Source organism: Pseudarthrobacter sp. GQ63, from assembly GCF_059758765.1.
This window is the reverse complement of record NZ_JCAXEF010000010.1, coordinates 86,773-107,984: the sequence shown is the minus strand read 5'-3', so window position 1 is coordinate 107,984 and position 21,212 is coordinate 86,773. Positions and strand designations below refer to the sequence as shown.

Annotated in this window: 21 protein-coding genes; 13 read left to right on the top strand and 8 right to left on the bottom strand. The window is 66.8% G+C overall.

From position 1 onward, the window contains the following. Window positions 1-58: 58 nt before the first annotated feature. Complete coding sequence (locus AC6CHP_RS15885) at window positions 59-277, top strand: hypothetical protein (protein WP_427117633.1); 219 nt, start codon at window positions 59-61, stop codon at window positions 275-277. A 97-nt stretch (window positions 278-374) separates the two neighbouring features. Here AC6CHP_RS15885 and AC6CHP_RS15880 read toward each other — a convergent pair whose 3' ends face one another. From AC6CHP_RS15880 to AC6CHP_RS15870, 3 genes are all read right to left on the bottom strand, one after another. Continuing rightward, complete coding sequence (locus AC6CHP_RS15880; protein ID WP_498230895.1) at window positions 375-2,729, bottom strand: FdhF/YdeP family oxidoreductase; 2,355 nt, start codon at window positions 2,727-2,729, stop codon at window positions 375-377. A 138-nt stretch (window positions 2,730-2,867) separates the two neighbouring features. Next, on the bottom strand, window positions 2,868-3,488 hold the full coding sequence (locus AC6CHP_RS15875) for an MBL fold metallo-hydrolase (RefSeq protein WP_498230893.1): 621 nt from the start codon (window positions 3,486-3,488) through the stop codon (window positions 2,868-2,870). Next, complete coding sequence (locus AC6CHP_RS15870; RefSeq protein WP_188728805.1) at window positions 3,488-4,573, bottom strand: S-(hydroxymethyl)mycothiol dehydrogenase; 1,086 nt, start codon at window positions 4,571-4,573, stop codon at window positions 3,488-3,490. Before AC6CHP_RS15870 ends, AC6CHP_RS15875 begins: the two co-directional genes overlap by 1 nt. Before the next feature lie 499 nt (window positions 4,574-5,072). On the opposite strand from AC6CHP_RS15870, the gene AC6CHP_RS15865 reads away from it, so the two are divergent. The 3 genes from AC6CHP_RS15865 (at window position 5,073) to AC6CHP_RS15855 (ending at window position 8,661) form a co-directional block, all read left to right on the top strand. Continuing rightward, window positions 5,073-6,416, top strand: coding sequence for an MFS transporter (locus AC6CHP_RS15865; protein WP_104185755.1), 1,344 nt, complete (start codon window positions 5,073-5,075; stop codon window positions 6,414-6,416). Window positions 6,417-6,477: 61 nt separating this feature from the next. Next, complete coding sequence (locus AC6CHP_RS15860; RefSeq protein WP_174179015.1) at window positions 6,478-7,731, top strand: aminopeptidase P family protein; 1,254 nt, start codon at window positions 6,478-6,480, stop codon at window positions 7,729-7,731. A gap of 99 nt (window positions 7,732-7,830) precedes the next feature. Next, complete coding sequence (locus AC6CHP_RS15855; protein WP_498230890.1) at window positions 7,831-8,661, top strand: IclR family transcriptional regulator; 831 nt, start codon at window positions 7,831-7,833, stop codon at window positions 8,659-8,661. 54 nt (window positions 8,662-8,715) lie between these two features. On the opposite strand, the gene AC6CHP_RS15850 is transcribed toward AC6CHP_RS15855, so the two are convergent. After that, window positions 8,716-9,582 carry an AraC family transcriptional regulator gene (locus AC6CHP_RS15850; protein WP_498230888.1) on the bottom strand — a complete coding sequence of 289 codons (867 nt, stop codon included), beginning with the start codon at window positions 9,580-9,582 and terminating at the stop codon, window positions 8,716-8,718. Window positions 9,583-9,728: 146 nt separating this feature from the next. Between AC6CHP_RS15850 and AC6CHP_RS15845 the strand changes: the two genes are divergently transcribed. The 3 genes from AC6CHP_RS15845 to AC6CHP_RS15835 all read left to right on the top strand — a co-directional run bounded on the left by AC6CHP_RS15845 (window position 9,729) and on the right by AC6CHP_RS15835 (window position 11,810). Continuing rightward, a complete protein-coding gene (locus AC6CHP_RS15845; RefSeq protein ID WP_498230886.1) occupies window positions 9,729-10,547 on the top strand; it encodes an HAD family hydrolase in 819 nt (272 codons plus the stop codon). 148 nt (window positions 10,548-10,695) lie between these two features. Next, window positions 10,696-10,962 carry a hypothetical protein gene (locus tag AC6CHP_RS15840; protein ID WP_498230884.1) on the top strand — a complete coding sequence of 89 codons (267 nt, stop codon included), beginning with the start codon at window positions 10,696-10,698 and terminating at the stop codon, window positions 10,960-10,962. Between the two features lie 44 nt (window positions 10,963-11,006). After that, complete coding sequence (locus AC6CHP_RS15835; RefSeq protein WP_498230882.1) at window positions 11,007-11,810, top strand: glycerophosphodiester phosphodiesterase family protein; 804 nt, start codon at window positions 11,007-11,009, stop codon at window positions 11,808-11,810. A 95-nt stretch (window positions 11,811-11,905) separates the two neighbouring features. Here the strand turns inward: AC6CHP_RS15835 and AC6CHP_RS15830 are convergent, their stop codons facing one another. Further along, window positions 11,906-12,355, bottom strand: coding sequence for a hypothetical protein (locus AC6CHP_RS15830; protein WP_498230880.1), 450 nt, complete (start codon window positions 12,353-12,355; stop codon window positions 11,906-11,908). Between the two features lie 139 nt (window positions 12,356-12,494). Between AC6CHP_RS15830 and AC6CHP_RS15825 the strand changes: the two genes are divergently transcribed. Next, window positions 12,495-12,761, top strand: coding sequence for a DUF6480 family protein (locus AC6CHP_RS15825; protein WP_188728818.1), 267 nt, complete (start codon window positions 12,495-12,497; stop codon window positions 12,759-12,761). A 57-nt stretch (window positions 12,762-12,818) separates the two neighbouring features. Here AC6CHP_RS15825 and AC6CHP_RS15820 read toward each other — a convergent pair whose 3' ends face one another. The 3 genes from AC6CHP_RS15820 to AC6CHP_RS15810 form a co-directional block, all read right to left on the bottom strand. Beyond that, window positions 12,819-13,880: an EAL domain-containing protein gene (locus AC6CHP_RS15820; RefSeq protein WP_498230878.1), complete on the bottom strand. Its 1,062-nt coding sequence runs from the start codon at window positions 13,878-13,880 to the stop codon at window positions 12,819-12,821. Window positions 13,881-14,045: 165 nt separating this feature from the next. Then, window positions 14,046-15,587: a putative bifunctional diguanylate cyclase/phosphodiesterase gene (locus tag AC6CHP_RS15815; RefSeq protein ID WP_498230877.1), complete on the bottom strand. Its 1,542-nt coding sequence runs from the start codon at window positions 15,585-15,587 to the stop codon at window positions 14,046-14,048. Window positions 15,588-15,605: 18 nt separating this feature from the next. Next, window positions 15,606-17,276, bottom strand: a complete 1,671-nt coding sequence (locus tag AC6CHP_RS15810; RefSeq protein ID WP_498230875.1) for an ATP-binding protein — start codon at window positions 17,274-17,276, stop codon at window positions 15,606-15,608. A gap of 198 nt (window positions 17,277-17,474) precedes the next feature. Here AC6CHP_RS15810 and AC6CHP_RS15805 point away from each other — a divergent pair, with 198 nt between their 5' ends. The 5 genes from AC6CHP_RS15805 to AC6CHP_RS15785 all read left to right on the top strand — a co-directional run bounded on the left by AC6CHP_RS15805 (window position 17,475) and on the right by AC6CHP_RS15785 (window position 21,204). Next, entirely contained in the window at window positions 17,475-18,245 is a 771-nt protein-coding gene (locus AC6CHP_RS15805; protein ID WP_188729210.1) for a class I SAM-dependent methyltransferase, read from the top strand. Between the two features lie 156 nt (window positions 18,246-18,401). Further along, window positions 18,402-18,557, top strand: coding sequence for a hypothetical protein (locus AC6CHP_RS15800; protein ID WP_188728823.1), 156 nt, complete (start codon window positions 18,402-18,404; stop codon window positions 18,555-18,557). A gap of 92 nt (window positions 18,558-18,649) precedes the next feature. After that, window positions 18,650-19,069, top strand: a complete 420-nt coding sequence (locus AC6CHP_RS15795; protein ID WP_188728825.1) for a hypothetical protein — start codon at window positions 18,650-18,652, stop codon at window positions 19,067-19,069. 113 nt (window positions 19,070-19,182) lie between these two features. Continuing rightward, the gene (locus tag AC6CHP_RS15790) at window positions 19,183-19,992 is read left to right on the top strand and encodes an SDR family oxidoreductase (protein ID WP_427117615.1); all 810 of its coding nucleotides are present in this window, start codon (window positions 19,183-19,185) and stop codon (window positions 19,990-19,992) included. Window positions 19,993-20,079: 87 nt separating this feature from the next. After that, complete coding sequence (locus tag AC6CHP_RS15785) at window positions 20,080-21,204, top strand: glycerate kinase (RefSeq protein ID WP_427117613.1); 1,125 nt, start codon at window positions 20,080-20,082, stop codon at window positions 21,202-21,204. The last annotated feature ends 8 nt before the right edge of the window (window positions 21,205-21,212 follow it).

Genomic DNA, 21,212 nt, shown 5'->3' with positions numbered 1-21,212 from the left:
CTGCCCTTGTCCCCATTGCCTCTTGCCCTTGTCCTGCAACTGGTGCTTGGCTGGAGGGATGGCTGATGACGAGGTTTCCAAGAACATTCCGGACGACGAGCACCTGCGGCAGGATGTCGCGCCGGAGTCGGGGGGAGAGCCCCAGGACGATCAGGGCAGCGGGTTCACGCCCGGACAGACCAACGCCGGACAGCAGGTGGCCGGGCTTGCCTCGGCCAGCGGCTATGGCAAGGACCTGGATCCGGAGGCCCAACCTGACGGCAGCAACCCGGTGTAGCCACACGGGGCACTAAAGAGCAGAAGACAGCGACGGCGACATCGGGCAAGTGCCGGAGGTCGCCGTCGTCGTCCTGCCCGTAGGAGTCCTGCGGGGACTATCCCGCCGTGGCAGGCTCCAGCTGCTCGGAAGAATCCTGGTCAGTGGTTTCCGCGAGGTGCGGCACGAACCGGACGAACATGGCTTTGAAACCTGGCGTGTTGGATTCCCGGGCCACGTTTTCCTTGTGGACCAGGGCGTTGGCTTCAGGGAAGTACGCGGCGGCGCAGCCCTTGGCGGTGGGGTAGGCGATCAGGCGGAACTTGTCGGCCTGCCGGTCGTGGCCGCGGAAGGTGCTGACCACGTCCACCAGGTCGCGGTCCTTGAAGCCCAGCTCCACCAGGTCCTCGGGGTGCACCAGGATGACGCGGCGGCCGCCGGAGATGCCCCGGTAGCGGTCGTCCTGGCCGTAGAAGGTGGTGTTGTACTGGTCGTGGCTGCGGATGGTCTGGAGCACCAGGTGCCCGCTTGGCGGGGTGAGGTATTCCAGCGGGCTCACGGTGAACCGGCCCCGGCCAATGTCGGTCTTGAAGGACCGGGTATCGCGCGGCGGGTTGGGCAGGACGAACCCGTTCTTGGTCCGGACGCGGGTGTTGAAGTCCTCGAAGCCGGGCAGCACGCGGGCGATGTGGTCGCGGATCACGTCGTAGTCCTCGGCCATGGCCTTCCAGTCCACGTGGTGGTCCGGGCCGAACGCCGCCTCGGCCATCCGTGCCACGATGACGGGTTCGGCGAGCAGGTGCTCGGAGACCGGCGTGAGCCTGCCCTGGGTGGAGTGGACCACGGACATCGAGTCCTCCACGGAGAGGAACTGTGCGCCGTTGGGGTGCTTGTCGTCCTTGTCCGTCCGGCCCAGGGTAGGCAGGATCAGCGAGGTGCGCCCGTGCACCACGTGGGAGCGGTTGGGCTTGGTGGAGATGTGCACGGTCAGGCCGATCCGCTGCATCCCGGCTTCCAAGGTCTCGGTGTCGGAGCAGGCCAGGGAGAAGTTGCCGCCCATGGACACAAAAACGTCCACCTCGTTGCGTTCGAACGCCTCCATCGCTTCCACGGCGTCATACCCGTGGTGGCGCGGAGAGGTGATCCCGAACTCGGTGTCCAGCGCTTCCAGCAGCCATTCCTTGGGTTTTTCCCAGATGCCCATGGTCCGGTCGCCCTGGACGTTGGAGTGCCCACGGACCGGGCAGGCGCCGGCGCCGGGCTTGCCGAAGTTGCCCTGCAGCAGCAGGACATTGACCATCTCCTTGATGGTGTCCACCGAGTGCGGCTGCTGGGTGACGCCCAGGGCCCAGCAGAAAATGGTGGCCTTGGACTTGATGAGCATCCCGGCCACAGTCTCGATCTGCTCCCGGGACAGCCCGGTGGCCTTCTCGGTTTCGGCCCAGTCCAGGCTGCCGCGGGCATCGCGGTAGGCGGCGAACCCGTCCGTCTGCGCCTCAATGAAGGAATGGTCGACGACGGTGCCCGGGTTCCGCTCTTCCTCCGCCAGGAGCAGGTGGCCAAGGGCCTGGAACAGTGCAAGGTCACCGCCCACCTTGATCTGCAGGTATTCATCGGCAAGCGGCGTGCCGCCGCCCACCACGCCGGAGGCGGTCTGCGGGTCCCTGAAATTGAACAGCCCGGCCTCGGGCAGCGGGTTGACCGCCACCACCTTGCCGCCCTTGTCCTTGCATTCCTTCAGCGCGGACAGCATCCGCGGATGGTTGGTCCCGGGGTTCTGCCCCACCACGAAGATCAGCTCGGAATCATGGATATCGTCCAGGGACACGGTCCCCTTGCCGATCCCGATGGTCGGGTTCAGCGCCGAACCCGAGGACTCGTGGCACATGTTGGAACAGTCCGGCAGGTTGTTGGTGCCCAAAGCCCGCGCGAACAGCTGGTACATGAACGCGGTCTCGTTCGCGGTGCGCCCGGAGGTGTAGAAAACGCAGCGATCGGCCGTGGTGGCCCGCACATGCTCGCCGATCAGGTCGAAGGCATCACCCCAGGAGATCGGTGAATAGTGGGTCTCGCCTGCCCGGATCACCACGGGTTCACTCAGCCGGCCCTGGTTGCCCAGCCAGTACTCGGTCTTCGTCGAGAGCTCGGAGATCGAGTGCTTCGCCCAGAACTCGGCGCCCACGGTCCGGAGGGTGTTCTCCTCCGCCACCGCCTTGGCGCCGTTCTCGCAGAACTCGGCGGTCTTGCGCTTCTTGTCCGACTCCGGCCACGCGCAGCCCGGGCAGTCGAAACCGCCCCGCTGGTTCAGCCGCAGCAGCGAGTGCGCCGTGCGGGCCACCCCGGCCTGGGCCACCGCGCGTTCCAGCGCCACCATCACGGCCTTCACACCTGCCGCCTCGGCCTTGGGCTTATGGACTTCGAGGTTGTCCTCGTCAATGTCCGCAACGGGGGCGGGCTGCTTACCGAACTTCATTGTTCCAACTTCCTTACCGGCATGCGTGGTGTTTGTACTGTGTTGCCTGGGCGCCATGAAGGCGCGGTTGCCTCTGGCGCCACGAAGGCGCGCCGGGCAATACCGGCGCGCCCTGCGCGATTCTCTCGAACCCGCCGCCTACTGAGAAACCTTCGCCAGCGTTTCCGTTTCCGCCGCGATGGTGGTGTTGTCCCCGTGGCCGGTGCGGACCACAGTCTCGGGCGGGAGGGTGAGCAGGCGTTCCCGGATGGAGGCCAGGATGGTGGGGTAGTCGCTGTAGGACCGTCCGGTGGCCCCCGGGCCGCCGTTGAACAGCGTGTCCCCGGTGAAGACCGTCCCCTCGCTTTCCAGGTAGAAGCACGTGGAGCCCGGGGAATGGCCGGGGGTGTGGATGGCCTTCAGTGCTGCACCGCCCACCTCGAACACGTCGCCGTCGGCCAGTTCCCGGTCCGGCTTGGAGTCCGGGTACACCTGTTCCCAGAGCACCAGGTCCTCGGGGTTCAGGTAGATGGGGGCGCCCACGGCGTCGGCAACCTCACGCGCAGCACCGATGTGGTCGTTGTGCGCGTGGGTCTGGAGGATGGCAAGGACCTTCCGGCCCCGGACCTGGCTGATGATCGCGGCGGCGTCGTGCGGGGAGTCGATGATCACGCACTCCTCGTCATTGCCTACGGTCCAGACGTTGTTGTCCACGTCCCAGGTGCCGCCGTCGAGCGAAAATGTGCCCGAGGTGACCAGGTTCTCGATGGTGACTGCCATTAGAGCTCCACCACCGAACGCAGGACCTTGCCCTCGTGCATCTTGTCGAAGGCTTCCTCCACCTGGTCGATGGTGATCCGTTCGGTCACGAACGCGTCCAGGTCAAGGTTGCCCTGCTTATAGTGCGCCACCAGCATGGGGAAGTCGCGGGAAGGCAGGCAGTCGCCGTACCAGGAGGACTTGAGCGAGCCGCCGCGGCCGAAGACGTCCAGCAGCGGCAGCTCAAGCTGCATGGCCGGCGTCGGGACGCCCACCAGGACCACGCGTCCGGCGAGGTCGCGGGCGTAGAACGCCTGCTTGTACGTTTCAGGGCGGCCGACGGCGTCAATCACCACGTCCGCTCCGTTGCCTCCGGTGAGGGCACGGATGGCCTCGATGGGGTCCTCTTTGCTGGAGTCGATGCCGTGCGTCGCTCCCAGTGACGTGGCCATGTCCACCTTATTGGCGTCGATGTCCACGGCGATGATGGTGGTGGCGCCGGCGAGCTTGGCGCCGGCGATCGCGGCGATGCCCACACCGCCGCAGCCGATCACCGCCACGGACTCGCCGCGCTTGACCTCGCCAGTGTTGATGGCGGCGCCGATGCCGGCCATGATGCCGCAGCCCAGCAGGCCGACGGCGGCAGCATCAGCCTCGGGGTCCACCTTGGTGCACTGCCCTGCAGCCACGAGGGTCTTCTCGGCGAAGGCCCCGATGCCCAGCGCGGGGGAGAGCTCCGTGCCGTCCTCCAGGGTCATCTTCTGGGTGGCGTTGGCGGTGTTGAAACAGTACTGGGGCTGTCCCTTGGCGCACGCGCGGCATTCACCGCACACGGCACGCCAGTTCAGGATCACGCGGTCGCCGGGGGCGACCGAGGTGACACCGTCACCTACGGCGCTGACCACACCGGTGGCTTCATGGCCGAGCAGGAACGGGAAGTCGTCGTTGATGGCGCCCTGCTTGTAGTGCAGGTCCGTATGGCAGACGCCACACGTCAAAATGTCCACCAGGGCCTCGCCCGGACCGGGATCCGGCACCAGGATGGTCTCCACTGACACCGGAGCGTTCTTTTCCTTGGCGATGACTGCCTTGACTTTATGAACCATGATTCCTGTGTTCCTTTCGTTGGCCGGACAAAGATCCCGGCCCGACTATCAAGTCTAGAAGCTGCGGCGCCTCCGGGCGGCTACCCAAAGGGGCGGGTGGCAGGCACCGAAAGGGTGGCCGTTCCACTCAAGGTCCTCCGCCTTGCCCCCTCTAATTGCGTAATGCACAACACGGTGCGTACAGCGCTTACTCGAAATATGTCAGCCGCCATAGGGGGTGTCAATAGGCCGGCCCGGTGCGACGTGCCTCAACGCCAGGCGGTTGGGGTCAGTGTGCGGCCTTTCCGCAACTCTATTGCATCTGGAGCAACTCCCTAGACTCGGGTCTCCATGCCTGTCCATGCCGCTCAACTGCTGGAGATGCCCCTCGCGTTCTTCGAACCAGATCGTCTCAATGGATTAACTCCCCACCTCGAAACCATTGACTGTGGTGGCCATCACGCCCTAGTCTGTTGCAACAGCGTTGCGCTGAATGCAACCACAACACTTTGGTGGATACATGAGTAACGAAACTTCCTCCCCGGGCAGCATCGTGAGCGGTCCGCGTCCCGCACCTGCCGACAGCGCGGTCAGCAAGGAAACGCGGCGCCGGGTCATCGCTGCCAGCTTCATCGGCAACTTCGTTGAATGGTTCGACTACGCCGTTTACGGCTACCTGGCCGTCACCATCGCAACGGTCTTCTTCCCGGAATCCGATCCGCAGACCGGGCTGCTGCTGACCTTCGCCCTTTTTGCCATCTCATTCCTGGTACGCCCGCTCGGCGGCTTCATCTGGGGCCATATCGGCGACAGGGTGGGACGGCGGACGGCCCTCTCCCTGTCAATCCTCATCATGTCCGGAGCCACGTTCTGCATAGCCCTGATTCCGGGCTATGACACCATCGGCATCTGGGCGCCCGTCCTGCTCCTGATCATCAGGGTGGTCCAGGGCTTCTCCGCCTCCGGTGAATACGCGGGAGCCTCGGCCTTCCTGGTGGAGTACGCCCCCGCCAACCGGCGTGGCCTGTACGCCGCCGTCGTCCCCGCGAGCACCGCCGCCGGCCTGCTCCTGGGTTCACTCATGGCCGGCCTGCTGACCACCCTGCTCTCCACCGAGGCGATGCAGAGCTGGGGCTGGCGGCTGCCCTTCCTGCTGGCGGCCCCCATGGGCCTGATCGGCCGGTACATCCGGACCAAGCTTGAGGACACCCCCGTATTCCGTGAACTGGCCGCCGAGGACCACGCTGTCAAGGCCCCTGTCTCCAGCCTCTTCCGCAACCACTGGCGCCAGCTGCTGCAAGCCGTCGGCGCCGTGCTGCTCAACGCCGTCGGCTTCTACGTGATCCTCAGCTACATGCCCACCTACCTGTCCTCGGAACTGGGCCTGGGCGAAACGGAATCATTCCTTGCCACCACCATCGCGCTGATCACCTACATCGGCTTCATCTTCCTCACCGGCATGCTCTCGGACCGGTACGGGCGCAAGAAGGTGCTGATCAGCGCATCGGTTGCCTTCATTGTCCTGACCGTCCCCGCCTTCGCGCTGCTCGGCACCGGCAACTTCCTGGTCATCGTCCTGGTACAGATCCTGCTGGGCGCGATGCTCACCCTCAACGACGGCACGCTCCCCAGCTTCCTGGCGGAAATGTTCCCGACCCGCGTGCGCTACAGCGGCTTCGCGGTCAGTTTCAACCTTTCCAACGCCCTGTTCGGCGGCACCGCCCCGTTCATGGCGACACTCCTCATCGCCGCCACCGCAAGCGACCTGGCTCCGGCCTGGTACCTGGTGGCTGCCGCCGTCGTCTCCCTCATCGCCGTGTCGCTCTCCAGGGAAACCTGCAAAGAGCCCCTGCGGCACGAATAGCTTCCCTCCACACCAAACCAGCTGCACCTCAACAAATGCACGAGAGAAAGGCATCGTCACGATGACCATCACCACCGAAAACGCCACCACTGTCGCCGAACTCGAGCGCACCAAGATCCTCAAGAACGGCGAGAAGGTCAGCCTCACGTTCTCCGACACCGAGTTCGAGCGCCGCCTGGCCGGCCTGCGCCGCATCATGGCGGAGAAGGACCTCGACGCCGTCGTCCTCACCAGCTACCACTCCATCAAGTACTACTCCGACTTCCTCTTCACCACCTTCGGCCGCTCCTACGGCATGGTGGTCACCAAGGATGACACCGTCACCGTCACCGCCAATATCGACGCCGGTATGCCTTGGCGCCGCAGCTACGGCGACAACATCGTCTACACGGACTGGCGCCGCGACAACTACATCTTCGCCATCCAGGAAGTCCTGCGGACCCGCGGCATCAACCCGCGCCGCCTCGGCGTCGAGGACGACTCGCTGCCGCTGGACAACCGCAACAAGATCCAGGCAGCGTTCCCGTCCGCAACCCTGGTGGACGTGGCCCAGGCAGCCATGCGCCAGCGCATGATCAAGTCCGCCGAGGAAATCGAGGTCATCAAGCACGGCGCCCGCATCGGCGACCTGGGCGGCGAAGCCATCCGCAACGCCATCACCGCCGGGATCACCGAGTACGAGGTTGCGCTGATCGGCACCGAGGCCATGGTCCACGAAATCGCCAGGACCTTCCCCGACTCCGAAATCCGCGACACCTGGGTGTGGTTCCAGTCCGGCATCAACACCGACGGCGCCCACAACTGGGCCACCACCCGCAAGATCCAGGAACATGACATCCTGTCCCTGAACTGCTTCCCCATGACCTCCGGCTACTACACGGCCCTTGAGCGCACCCTGTTCTACGGTGAACCGGATGCCCGTTCACTGGAGCTGTGGAACATCAACGTGGAAGTCCACAAGCGCGGCCTGGAACTCATCAAGCCCGGCGCCGTCTGCAAGGACATCGCCGCCGAGCTCAACGAGATCTACGTGGGCTACGGGCTCCTGGCCAACCGCACCTTCGGCTACGGCCACTCGTTCGGCGTCCTGAGCCACTACTACGGCCGTGAAGCCGGACTCGAGCTCCGCGAGGACATCGACACGGTGCTGGAACCGGGCATGGTGGTCTCCATGGAACCGATGATCACCGTCCTCGAGGGCCAGCCGGGTGCCGGCGGCTACCGCGAGCACGACATCCTGGTGGTGGGCGAGGACGGCGCGGAGAACATCACCAAGTTCCCGTTCGGACCCGAGTACAACATCATCGGCGCCTAACGTCCCCCACGGGCTCCACCAGCCCGGCGAACACCCGGAAGCGGCGTCATCCCCATGGCGCCGCTTCGGGCCCTCCCTTAGGGAATGATGGGTAACACCATGAGTGCAACAGAACCCGAGACCACAGGCAACGGCGACAGCAAGGGCGCTTCCGTCATCGTCAACGCGATTGCAGTCCTCCGGACCTTCTCGGCGGACGAGCCCCTGCTTGGCGTCACCGAGATCGCCAACCGCGTGGGGCTGCACAAGAGCACGGTCTCACGGATCCTGGCCACCTTCGAGCAGGAGCACCTGGTGGAGCGGGACGCCGAAACGCGGCGGTTCCGGCTCGGGCTGGGGCTGATTGCCGTGGCCGGGCCGCTCCTCGCCGAACTGGAGGAGCGCCGCGTTGCCTATCCCGTGCTCCGCGAGCTCTCGGAGCAGACTGGCGAAACAAGCGCACTGATGGTGTGGAGCGGCGATGAATCCATCTGCGTGGAGCAGATTGCCAGCCACCACCAGATCAAGCACACCACCCCGCTGGGGGCACGATACAACGACGCCCTCAGCGCCTCCGTGCAGGTCTTCCTGGCCCGCGAACCCGAACCCCGGGTCCGGTCCCTGCTCAGCAGCGGCGCCATCAGCTACCCGGGCCTGGACGACTCCAGCCTGGACGCCTACCTGGTCCGGCTCAAAGACGACATCCGGCGCGGCTGGGCCGTCAACTACGGCGAAACCTCCATCGATGAAGTGGGACTGGCAGCACCCGTCTTCGACCACCGGGGCGAGGTGGTGGCCGCCGTCCTGATCCCCGCACCCCGGTTCCGGGTGTCCCAGGACAGGCTGCAGGCCTTGGGGGAGGCCTGCGCCGCAGCCGCAGCGAAAGTCACCGCCCGGCTGGGCGGAAGGTCCCGGCGGGCCGGCCCTGGAGCGGCAAAAGACACAAAGTGATCCGGGCCTGGCTGTACGGAGTTTCCAGCGCATCCGGAGAGCGGTGCTGATTCGTCAGGCACGTTCGACAGGGAGCCACAACTCGCAGCTTGCTGTGCTGAAGTCGGCGCTGCGATCCAGGACTGCCACCATCGAGGGGCCCGGGCGCAGCCGCCACGGGTTCGACGGGAACCAGTCAGTGGCTGTGGATGCCCACGTGGACTGCAGAACCGCGGGGTACGCCCCTTCGGCACGGAACACCGCCCAGGTGCCTGCGGGGACCTCGATCGCGTCGAGCTCCCGGGGCACCGGCGTCGTGGGGGTGACGGCGACGCCATGGAGGTAGGTGAGCTCGCTGCCTTCCGTGTAGTCCGGGTCGACGTCGGCGCTCACCTGGAGCAGGCCCCTGGGGTCGGTGTTGCCCAGTGCTTTGAGCCGGGCGTGCTCTGCTGCCGGCAGTGAGGCGATATGCGCCTGGATGTGCGGGTTGGGGCCGTGGTGGATAAGCGGCACACGGGCCGAATGGCCGATGAGCCGGAAAGCCGGCCTGTCTGCGATGCGGGTGTCCATCGGGGTGTTCCCTTCTACGGTCAGGCGGAACCTGAGCTGCGGTTGCGTGCGAAGGGGTCCGCCTTCCCGGCGCACGTCGCTGGGCCCGGCGCCGTGCACTGACCGGAATGCCCGGCTGAAAGCCTCGGTAGAGCCGTAGCCATACCGCACCGCGATTGCCAGCAGCTCGCCGCCTTCGAGAACGTCCGTTGCCGCCACCGTCATGCGGCGCCTGCGGACGTACTCGGAGAGCGGCATGCCGGCCAGTGATGAGAACATGCGGCGGAGGTGGTACTCCGTCATGCCGAGACTGACCGCCAGGTCATCAATGGCGATCTCCTCAGTGAGGTGACCGTCGATGTAATCGACGAGTTGGTTGAGCGCTGAGATCACGGTTCCCCCTTCACCTATAAGCCTGCGCGCATGTGTCACCCCGCACCCTACTATCGCGGTTCGATTCGATCGCGCTCACCGTGGGCAGCGCCTTAAACCGGTCCCCACAGGGTTTTCCGGCCCATCCCGCAACGTAGACTGGCAGGATGCGGTTGGTAGCAAGCGATATAGACGGAACGATCCTCGGCCACGATGGCAAAATCAGCGACCGCACCGTCCGTGCCTTCCACGCCTGCCGGGAGGCCGGCGTCGAACTCGTTTTTGTCACCGGACGCCCGCCGCGCTGGCTGCACCCCCTGCAGGACCAGCTGGGCCACACCGGCACCGTCATCTGCTCCAACGGAGCCGTGGTCTGGGACCTTGAGGCCGAAAAGCTGGTCTCCGCCCGGACGCTGACCCTCGACGCTGTCCTGGAAGTACGCCGCGTCATCAAACGGCTGCGTCCCGCCGCGCTGTTCGCCGCCGAAACGCTCGGGGGGTTCCACCTTGAACCCGGCTTCATCGAAAACGGCTCCAGTGAGCTGCTCTCCGAATTTACGCCGGCGCCGCTGGCCGAAACGCTGGTAACGGACGACGCCGTGGTGAAGTTCCTGGCGATCGTCCGCGAAGGCACTGCCGACGACTTCCTCGCCGAGGTGGCCCCCGCCGTCGAACATCTCGCCTCCGCAACGCATTCCTCGCCGGGGGTGTCGATGCTCGAGCTCGCCCTGCCCGGGGTCAACAAAGCCGTCACCCTGGCCGAATACGCCGCCGCCCTGGGCATCGGCGCCGAGGACGTGGTGGCATTCGGGGACATGCCCAACGACATCGAGATGCTCCGCTGGGCCGGGCACGGCTACGCCATGGCCAGCGGGCACCCGGAAGCGATCCGCGCGGCCGGGCAGCAGGCACCACACTTTGACGACGACGGCGTTGCCCAGGTTTTGGAGTCCCGGCTGGCCTCGCTGGGCGTGCAGATTTCCTGATTCCCGGCGCCGGACTCCCTCGCCGGCCGGACGCAGCGCCGTTTTCACAGCTGGCGCTCACCTCGCGTTCATCTTCGCTCCCTAACGTTGGCGATGGAGGGCCCAACCCCTCCATCCCGGCTCCGGGTAACAGGCTCAAGGGGTAACGATGGCAAGAAAAGTGAAGCTTGGAACCGCTGACGCGCCGCCGCGCCAGGCAACGCCCGCACCGCACTGGAAAAAGCTCACGCCGGGCGACCGCGTCCGCGTGCTCCTCGCCCCGGGATTCGAAGCCGGCGGCCTGGTTGACGCAGTCACTGCCGACCACTCCGCGGTGTGGATCGATTTCGACGGCGGCCGCGGCCGGACGCTGCTGCACTGCAGCGACGGCGTGGACATCGTCCTCCAGGCAGACGCCGTTGCGTACGAGGGCTGACGCTGCCTGACCGGGGGCCGCCGCTCCTGGAGTACGCTCGCAGTGTGACCCTCCCGTTCTTCGACCATGCCGCCGCGGACGGGTCCCCGATACCCATCGCCATGGCGCATCGCGGCTTTTCCCGGGACGGCCTGGAAAACTCCATGGCCGCCTTCCGCGCCGCCGTCGACCTCGGCTACCGCTACCTTGAGACTGATGTCCACACCACAGCCGACGGCGTGGTGCTCCTCTTCCACGATGAAACGCTGGACCGGGTAACCGACGGCAGCGGCCGGGTGTCCGAGCTCCCCGCCCATGAAATAGCCAAGGCGCGGATCGGCGGGCGTGAGCCCATCCCGCGGTGGGACGAGCTGCTTGCGGAGTTGCCCGGGGTCCGGCTCAACGTGGACGTCAAGGACTGGAACTCGGTCCGCAGCATCGCAGCCGCAATCGAAGAGCATCAAGTGCACCACAGGGTACTGCTGACCAGTTTCTCTGACCGCCGGCGGCGGGCGGTGCTGAAGCTGCTGAGCCAGCCCGTGGCGGCGTCGGCAGGTGTTGTGTCCGTGGGTTTGTTCACCGTGCTGGGCCGCCTGCTCCCCGGGCCGGTCTTCAGGCGGAGCATGCGCTGGAACCTTCGCGGAGTCCACGCCCTGCAGGTTCCGGTGCGCTACGGCAGGGTGCACGTGGTGACGCCGGGCTTTGTCCGGCGCGCGCACTCCCTGGGCCTCGTGGTGCATGCCTGGACCATCAACGATCCGGACGAGATGCGCCGTCTCCTGGAGATGGGCGTGGACGGGCTGGTCACCGACCGCGCGGACCTGCTCCGCGAGGTGCTGCTCGAGCGCGGAGAGTGGCCGCACGGCTGACTGCGCCGGCGGCCCTGTCCGAGGCAGGATTGCCCAGGACTCGCGCTGACCTCCGGCTGGCTGCGCCCTGTGCTGCTAGCCGCCGGCCTGTGCTGCTAGCCGCGGCCAGTGCTGGTGGACGGGTCCTGGTCGCCTTCGGACGGGTCGGCCCGCAACTCGTCCGGGTTGGGCTCCGGAAGGCCGCCTGACCCGGGGACGCCGCGTTGGGACGCAGGCGATCCGCCCGCCGGTGCGGACGCGTCATCCCCCGGTGCGGACGCCCCGCCAGCCGGCCCGCCGTCGTCGTCCGCCCCGTCCGGCTCCAGGTCCCCGCCAAAGGGGGATTCCGAGGCAGGGCCCGGAGCTGCTCCGGTTGTGGGGCCCGGGGCCTTTTGCTTCTCCGCATCCATGGCGTTGGAGCCTTCGCTGATGGAGGAATGGACCTCCACGTCATCGTTCGGGTCCGTGGGCTCGGGAACATGCGCTGTTTCAGTGGGCTTTGATGTCCCTGCCAGATCCTCCATGGCGTTTTCTGCTGCCTTGCCGATGCTGTCGCCGATACCCATGTGACTGCTCCTTCCGACCTCGCGTGCCGGGCACCCCAGCGGATGCCCGCAGCATTACCCTTCCGGAATATCAGCATGCTTACAATTAGTCCAGAGCCGGGGCAAGGAACCGCGGCCGGGCAGGAAGGACGCAAGCACCATGAGCAGCTACCATCCCGAAAATGATCCCGCGAATCCGGACCAGCCGGGCAAGACCCCGCCGGCCGACGCCAGGGAAGGCGTTGGCCAGCCACCTGCGGGCCAGCCGGGCGGCAGCGGGCAAGGCGTGAAGGACTCTGCCGGCTCGTCGAATCCGGATCCCGCCGAAGGCAACATCACGGGGCTGGAACCGGGCGGTGGAGTGCCTCCGGGCGAGACGCCGCCTGCGGAAGACCAGATGAGCGGCGACCAGGGCCACAGCGAATAGCACCCTTGGGCGGGCGGTCCTTCGGATGGTGTCCGGAGGACTCCGCCGCTGGCCGGGTCAGTGCTGTTCGCTGGCGACCGGAGACTCCTCGGCCTGCTCTCGTCCGGCAAGGTGGCGGTTGAGTCCGTCCACGTCCAGGCGGCCGTTCCAGCCGGCCCAGTCCTTGGGCCGGACGGAGGGCCGGCCCAGCAGGTAGCCCTGCCCGGCGCTGATTCCGAGTTCGGTGAGGACCTTGAGTTCCCCTACAGTCTCGACGCCCTCAGCCACCAGCGTGGTGCCGAGCTGTTCCGCGAAATCCACCAGGCAGGCGGCCAGGGCGCGCTGGATGCCGTCCTTGTCCACATCGCCGATCACATTCCGGCCCAGCTTCAGGAAATCCGGCCGCAGGTGCACCATCCGGCCCAGCGCCCCCGCCCCGGAATGGGTGTCGTCCACGGCGATCCGCAGTCCCCTGTCCCGCAGCGGATTGATGGCGGAAATGAACTGCGGGTACTCCTCATCCTTGACGGTCTCCGTCATTTCGAGCACCACGCGGTTGATGGGGAGATCAATGTGATCGAACAATTCAGGCAGCCGGGGGTCCAGGCAGGAGGCGGGCGAAATGTTGAGGGACACGAACAGGTTCCCGGGAAGCGACTTCGCCGCAGCGGCGGCAGATCCCAGCGCGGCGAATTCCAGGTTAGCTCCCAAACCGACGGCGGCGGCCTCGGCAAACCACAGTTCCGCGGCGGCTCCGTCATCGCTGACGAACCGGGACAATGCCTCGACTCCCACCACGCTCTTTTCCTCCAGTCCGTAAATTGGCTGGAAGGCGGTCATCAGCATCTGGTTTTCGAGCAGCGCGCTGATGCGGGACATACTGCGGATCGCGTCGATTTGCTCCGCCACTTTCGGCGGGACTGCGGGGGTAAGCCGCATTTCCCGGGCGCTCTCCAGCGTTTCCACGGTATTGGCGTCGCTGCGCCGGGTATCCAGGAGATACTCGAGCAGCGCCCGTTCCGGCACTCCCGGATTCTCATCCAGGCTGTTGCTCAGCCGCTGCCGGACAGCCGCTCCGGACGGATCCGTATCCGCCAGTACAGCGGCAATAATTCCCCATGCCTGTATTCGAACCGACATTAGCTACGCCCCCAGTTGACGAAGTAATGACCCATTGGCCCCGATGTTGTTCAATTTCCAAACGCCTTTAAATTCCGGTGTCCATGCTGAAACCTGATTTTCGCGGCGACGAAAACCAGACACCGCACGATGATCGTATATCGCGGGAAACAAAAGCGCAGTACTTTACCGGGCTGCGCTTTCCGCTTGGCCCGCCAACAATTCCGGAATTTGTTCAGGCGGGACCGGCCTGCTGAAGAAATAGCCCTGTGCGCTGAGGCAACCCAGGCCGCGCAGCAGCTCGGCCTGCTCTGCAGTTTCCACGCCTTCCCACACGGCTTCCAGCCCGCAAGCCCTGATGAGCTGCAGGACCGCTGCCACCAGTGCCGGCTGCGTGGGGTCGGTGCCCAGTCCGGTGATGAGCGACCGGTCCACCTTGACCCGGTCCACGGGCAGCCGGCGCAGATAACTGATGGACGAGTAACCGGTGCCGAAGTCATCGATCTCGATTCCCACGCCCAGGCCCCGCAGGCCGCCCAGCGAGTAGCGGTCCAGTTCGTTCCCTTTGACGATTGCCACTTCCGTCAGCTCCAGGACCACCTGTTCCGGCCTGACGCCCGTTTCCTTCAGGACGTTCCTGACGTCCTCGATGAACTGCAGGCTCTGCAGGTCTGTGGCCGAGATATTGATCCGGACGGAGAACCGGCTGTCCACCAGCGATGCTTCGATCCAGTCGCGGAGCTGGTGCACCGCGGCCCGGAGGACCCACAGCCCCAGCTCGGAGATCAGCCCTGCCTCTTCGGCGAGGGGAATGAACTCATCGGGCATGATGAAGCCGCGCGTCGGGTGGTTCCAGCGGACCAGGGCCTCCACGCCTTCGATCCGCCCCGTGGCGAGCTCCACCACGGGCTGGTAGTGGAGCGTGAGGCCTCCGTCCTTGAGGGTGGCACGCAGGTCGTCCACCAGCTGGCTGCGGAGCCTGCGGACCAGCAGAAGTCCGGGTTCGAAGCGGTGCAGCCGGTTCTGCCCTTCGGCCTTCGAGGCATACATGGCGACGTCGGCTTCCATCAGCATGTCCTCGGGGGTCTTGCCGGCGCCGCCGGCGCTGAGCCCGATGCTCGCGCCGCAGCGCACGCTGCGGCCGGGCAGCTCCACCGGCTGGCCCAGGGCCGCCAGGATGCGGTGCCCCACGATGCCTGCCTGGTCCGGGGAGGCCGCAGGCAGGACGATGGCGAACTCGTCACCACCCAGGCGGGCAACGACGTCGGACTCGCGGACGGCGCTGCGGATCCTCTCGCCCACGCTCACCAGGACATGGTCACCGGCGGTGTGGCCCAGGCTGTCGTTGATGGATTTGAAGGCGTCCAGGTCCATCAGCAGGAGGGCCGGGCCCTCCCCGGAAGGGGACGGCGCGTCCGGCTCCAGCGCATCCTTGAGTGCGTCGATCAGGGCGGAGCGGTTTGCCAGGCCCGTGAGCGGGTCCTGCATGGCCATCTTTTGCATTTCCAGGTGGGCTTCGTGCAGGAGCTGGGTGCGCACCTGCACGCGCTGCTCGAGCTCCTCGTAAATGATCTGCAGGTCCTCGGCGAGCAGGTTGGTGCCCATGATGATCGCGTCGAGTTCGTCGCGCGCGGGGGACACCTCGATCCGGGAAGTGAGGTCGCCGGACGCCAGCCGCACAATGCCTTCCAGGAGCTGGGAGAGCCGCGGGTCGTTATCCGCAAACATCGTGTTCCTGCATTGTGCTCAGTTTTCCTGGCTGCGGGTATCGAGGGGCAGGCTGACGGTGACGGTGGTGCCGCTGCCCAGGGTGGAGGACACGTCGATCCGGCCGCCGTGGCGGGACACGATGTCCTTGGTGATCGCCAGCCCCAGGCCGGTCCCGGGAATGGCGCCGGTCATGGCGTTGGAGGCCCGGTAGAAACGGGTGAAGACGTGGTCGATCTCGTCGCTCGAAATGCCGATGCCGGTGTCCGCGACGCTGACGGTGGCCCAGCGGGAGCCGTCCGAGGCCGCGTGCGACTCGCTGCCCACCTCGATCCGACCACCGCTCGGGGTGAACTTGATGGCGTTGGAGACCAGATTCGTGAAAACCTGCTGCAGCTGCACCTCATCGGCGAGGATCTCCGGGTCCTCCGGAACCGGGTCCACGGCGATGGTGACGTTTTGCTGCGTGGCCAGGGGCCTGAGTGCTGCCGCGACCAGGTCCAGGGTTTGTCCCAGCCGCACGGGGGTGAGGTGCATCAGGCTGTCATCAAGCCCATTGCGGGAGACGCTCAGCATGTCCTCGATCAGGATCCGGAGCCGCTCCGTGTTGCGGACCACGATGTCCAGCATCTGGTGGACCTCGGGGGAGACAGGCTGCTCGGTGCTCTCCTGGATCATGTCCAGGTACGCCATGATGGACGTCAGCGGCGTCCGCAGCTCATGGTTCACCGTGGCCAGGAAATCGGTTTTGGCCTTGTCGAGCTGCTGCAGCTGCTTCACCACCTGCTGCTGGCTGCTGATCAGGTGGCTCTGGATGAGTCCGTGCGCCGCATTGCCGGCCACATGCTGCATGAGCCCGAGCTCGGTACCGGACCATGTCCGCGGTCCGTCAAGCATCGCAATCCAAATGATGCCCAGCGATGAGCTTCCCTCGCCCATGGGCACCGCCAGCGAGGAGACCGCGTTGGCGATTCCCGGTGCAGGGGCATCACCCGCCGGCGGCTCCTCCGTCCCGGCGGTGGACATTGTCTCGGCGCCGGCCCACAGCCGGTCCGCCGTCTGCCGCGAGTACTGTTCATCCGGAAGCGCCTGTTCGGGGAGGGATTCCAGCCCCGGCCTGCTCCAGGAAGCATTGATGCGGGGAACCCGGCTGTCCTCGAAGGTAGCCAGCCAGACATGGTCAGCCTTGAACGTCCGGCCGAAGCCGGCCACCACGTGCCGGGCTATTTCCTCTGGATCGTTTGTTGCCCGAACAGCGGCGGATACCTCCCGGAGCTGTTCACGGAGGGCTTCGGTTTCCTGCCGCGCGGCCTTGCGGCGGGCCACTTGGTCAATCAGTGCGGTGGCGCGGTGGACCAGTTCCCTGGGAGGCGGCGGCTTGGCGATGCAGTCGTGGACGCCGGAGGGCATCATGGCTGCGAGTTCCGCCGGATTGTCCAGGTCCACCACCACCAGGACCGGCGCGGCCGTTTCCACGGCGGAGAGCGAAGCGTCGACGACCACCACGGAGGGCTGGCGGGAGTCCACCGAGGCGGCGAGTTCGTCAGCGTTCCCCGCGCACAGGACACTGTAGCCGGCGTCCCGCAACGTCCTGGCGTACGATTCCAGCCGCCCGGCGTCGGGATCTGCCACAACGGCGGTGCGCGGCGCGCGCAGGTCACTCGGCGATTCAGCCGCCACAGTGCCCCCTTCCCTCCCAGTTGAGTACATTGTATGGCGATGCCAAGCGGGCGGTGGGCTTCACCCACCCCTGCGCGGCGGCGGAAGTGCCGGAATTGTGGACGTGCAGGCTGCAACAATCCGGCAGATCGCGTCCGGGAGTGGCGGGGCGCCTATATTTGTTCCGTGTCCTCCCCAGCAAAGTCCCCTGCCGCAAAGTCCGTGCGGTCCGCCCTGCAGAAGTACCTGATGCTCCCCAAGCTCATCAGGCTGTCCCGCTCTGCGCCCAAGGACCGGCCGGTGGCATGGGACACGTACTGGGCGGGCATCCGGGGGCGGGGGGCCGGCACAGAAATTCTTTGGGATCCGGGTACCGACGATGAATTCCTCGGCTACAGGGACGTCCTGCTCCGATACCTGGACCGGGAACTTCCCGTCATTGACGTGGGCTGCGGGCATGGCCGTTTCACCAGGGCGCTGGCCGGCGTTTTCACCGAGGCCGTGGGCGTGGACGTGTCCGGCCACGCCGTAGCCCATGCCGATGGGCACACCCGGGCCGACGGCCTTGCAGCCAGGGTCCGTTACCAGGCCCTGGACATGACCGGGGCCGGCGCAGCCGGCGCTCTCGCTGTCCAGGGCGATGCGAACGTCTTCATCCGGGGCGTCCTGCACGTCCTGGACGCGGCGGACCAGTCGGCGATGGTCGACAACCTGCGGCTGCTGGCCGGCAGCACCGGCACGGTGTTCCTGGCGGAGACCAATTTCCAGGGCAACCCGGTGCAGTACGTCTCCCATCTCGGCGCCACAACCCGCAACATCCCGGCTCCGCTGGAACGGGCCATCCGCGGGCTGCCCATGCCCGGCCACTTCGGCCCGGAGGAGCGCTCGCGGGCCTTTCCGCCGGAGGCCTGGGACCTCCTGGCGGACGGTGAGGTGGCCATCGAAACGAACCCGATGACCGGGGTGGACGGGCAAAGCCGGGTTCCGGGCTATTTCGCGGTGCTGCGGCCGCGGGGCTAGCCTGGCCCACTTCCCGCAGCCGCTGGTGATCCCGGTTGGTGATCCCCACAGTTGTTCCACAACAGAGATCCAAAGCCCTTGACACAAGGGAGGGTCGGGAGGCTACATGGTAAGTAGTCTTACTAGTTATAGCTTCCGGGGGAAAGGCTGGCTACCGTGGCACAGGTCAAGGGCAACAAGGGCAAGGGAAACAGGATCGGCGGCGCCGGAAGGTGCCGGAACGGGGGCGGCACGGTTGCCGGCCCCAGCGATGGCAGGGCCCGCAGCGGCCCGCTCTTCCGCCCGAAAAACGCCGGCCGCGACCCCGCCTAAGCCACCACCCTCCCGCCGCGTACAGCCCGGCACCGGCTTTCCGCGCCGGCGCCGCTCCGCCAGCGGCGGCCCCAGAACCTACAGGAACCACGATGCGCAAATTCATTCCCTCCGGCGGCCTTCGGGGGATGCTGCTGCCGCCAACCTACGGCCAGCACGTCACCCACCGCACGGAGTTCACCATCCTTTCGGTCGAGATCTGGGCCACCGGGCTGGTGGTCAACATCCAGTTGGCCTCCGCCGACGGCCCCGAGCCGCGCCTTATCCTGCAGGACCACTTCGGCACCGAGTACTCCTTCCGGGACTCGGCCACGGTGGAGTCCCGGAACCTGCAGACCTTCACCCCTTCCGTGCCCCCGGGAACCAGGAGCCTGACCATCCGGTCGGCCGATGATCCGGAGGGCCGCCCGGTGGTGACATTCGCAGTCCCGCTGATGGCGGTACCGGAAGAGCCCGACTCTCCGCAGAACGGCGAGTACCCGCCGTCGCCGGAGCTCCGCCGCCCGGCCTGACCCGCTGGAATTATCTCCTGCTGGAAGCTTCGTCCACCGAATGCCCACCGCTGAAGGCGCCACCACTGAATGCTCCACGCTTTCGGTGCGTGACCGACTGAAAGGCTGCCGCCATGCATGACACCGCAGGATTCACTCCACGTACCGCCATCGTGACCGGATCGGACTCCGGAATAGGCAAGGCTGCCGCCGTCGCCCTTGCCCGCGCAGGAATGGACGTCGGCGTCACCTGGCACTCGGACAAGGCCGGCGCCGAGGACACTGCGGAGGAGATCCGCCGCCTGGGCCGCAAGGCCGTGGTGCGGCAGCTGGATACCACTGACCTGCGTGCCGCCGGGGCCGTCGTCGACGAACTGGCGGACGGGCTGGGCGGAGTGGACGTCTTCGTCAACAACGCCGGAGCCGGCGACGGGACCAAGTTCCTGGACCTCGACGTCGACACCTGGATGCGCACCCTGGACACCAACCTCAACGGCGCGTTTGTGTGCCTGCAGGCCGCTGCCCGCCGGATGGTGAAGGCAGGCAGGGGCGGGCGCCTCATTGCCGTCACCAGCGTCCATGAATTCCAGCCGAGGGTAGGGGCCGCCGCCTACGACGCGTCCAAGCACGGCCTCGGCGGACTCATGAAAACGCTGGCCCTTGAGCTTGCCGGGCATGGAATCACCGCCAACAGCGTGGCGCCGGGGGAGATCGCCACGCCGATGACCGGACAGGAAGATGAGGACCCCACCACCAAGGACAGGCCTGGCGTCCCGCTGGGCAGGCCCGGCGACGCACGGGAAGTTGCTGCCGTTATTGCCTTCCTTGCCTCACCCGCTTCCAGCTACGTGAACGGCGCCTCCTGGGCGGTGGACGGCGGAATGCTGCAGATGGGGCCGCAGGCCGGATCCCACATCACCAGCCAGGAGTGGCGCGAAGGGTAGGCCGTACGGCTGCGGTGCGGTGGGCGAGCTGTCCGGATGACGGATCCGGCAAGCGCTTTCCCGGCGACTGCTGGCATGATGGAGCGCATGCGCATTCTTATTGCTCCGGACAAGTTCAAGGGTTCCCTGACGGCGGCTGAAGCCGCTGCAGCCATCGCGGAAGGCGCGCTGCGCGTGTACCCGGAGGCCGTTGCCACCCAGTTCCCCATTGCCGACGGCGGCGAGGGAACACTGGAGGCGGCAGTGGCCGCCGGCTTCGAGGAACGGCTCAATGCCGTGGTCGGCCCCATCCTGGCCCCCCTCGGAGCCGCCTGGGCCATCAACAAGGCCGACGACGGCAAGGTCACCGCCGTCATCGAAACGGCCCAGGCCTCCGGCCTCGCGGACATGGAACCCACCCCGGCCAACGCACTCCGGGCCCACAGCTACGGCTGCGGACAGCTCATTGCGGCGGCCCTGGAGGCCGGAGCCACCGAAATAGTGCTGGGCCTGGGCGGATCGGCCATGACGGACGGCGGCAGCGGCGCCCTGCGCGCCCTGGGCCTCAAGCCGCTCGACTCGGCCGGAAACGTGGTGCCCCTGGGTGGCGGGTCACTTGCCGACGTCGCGGCACTGGACACCAGCGGGCTGGACCCCCGGCTAGCTGCCACCACCTTCAGGATCGCCGTGGATGTCAGGAATCCGCTCTTTGGAACGTCCGGCGCCGCGCACGTGTTCTCGCCGCAAAAGGGTGCGGACGCGGACACCGTGGAACTGCTCGACGCCGGCCTCCGCAACTGGGCGTCCATCCTCCGTGAGGCCACCGGCCGGGACGTGAACGTCCCCGGCGCCGGCGCCGCCGGCGGCTTCCCGGCGTCGTTCCTTGCCTTCACCGGTGCCACGCTGGAAGGCGGCTTCGCGCTGGTGGCGGGACTCACCGGCCTGGCCGGGCAACTGGGTGGCGCGGACCTGGTGATCACCGGGGAAGGCTCCATGGACTCGCAGTCCCTGACCGGAAAAGCGCCCATCGCGCTGGCGGACGCGGCACGGGAGCGCGGCATTCCCGTGATCGTCGTGGCCGGCCGCATCCTGGTGACGCCCGAGGAGCTTGCTGAACATGGCGTGGTGGCTGCCGCGCAACTGCTGGACGTGGCTCCCAGCCCCCAGGACGCCGTCGCGCACGCCGCCAAGTACCTGGCGTGGGCAACAAGCCAGGTCCTCGAGGGCGCTTAAGGGGTACG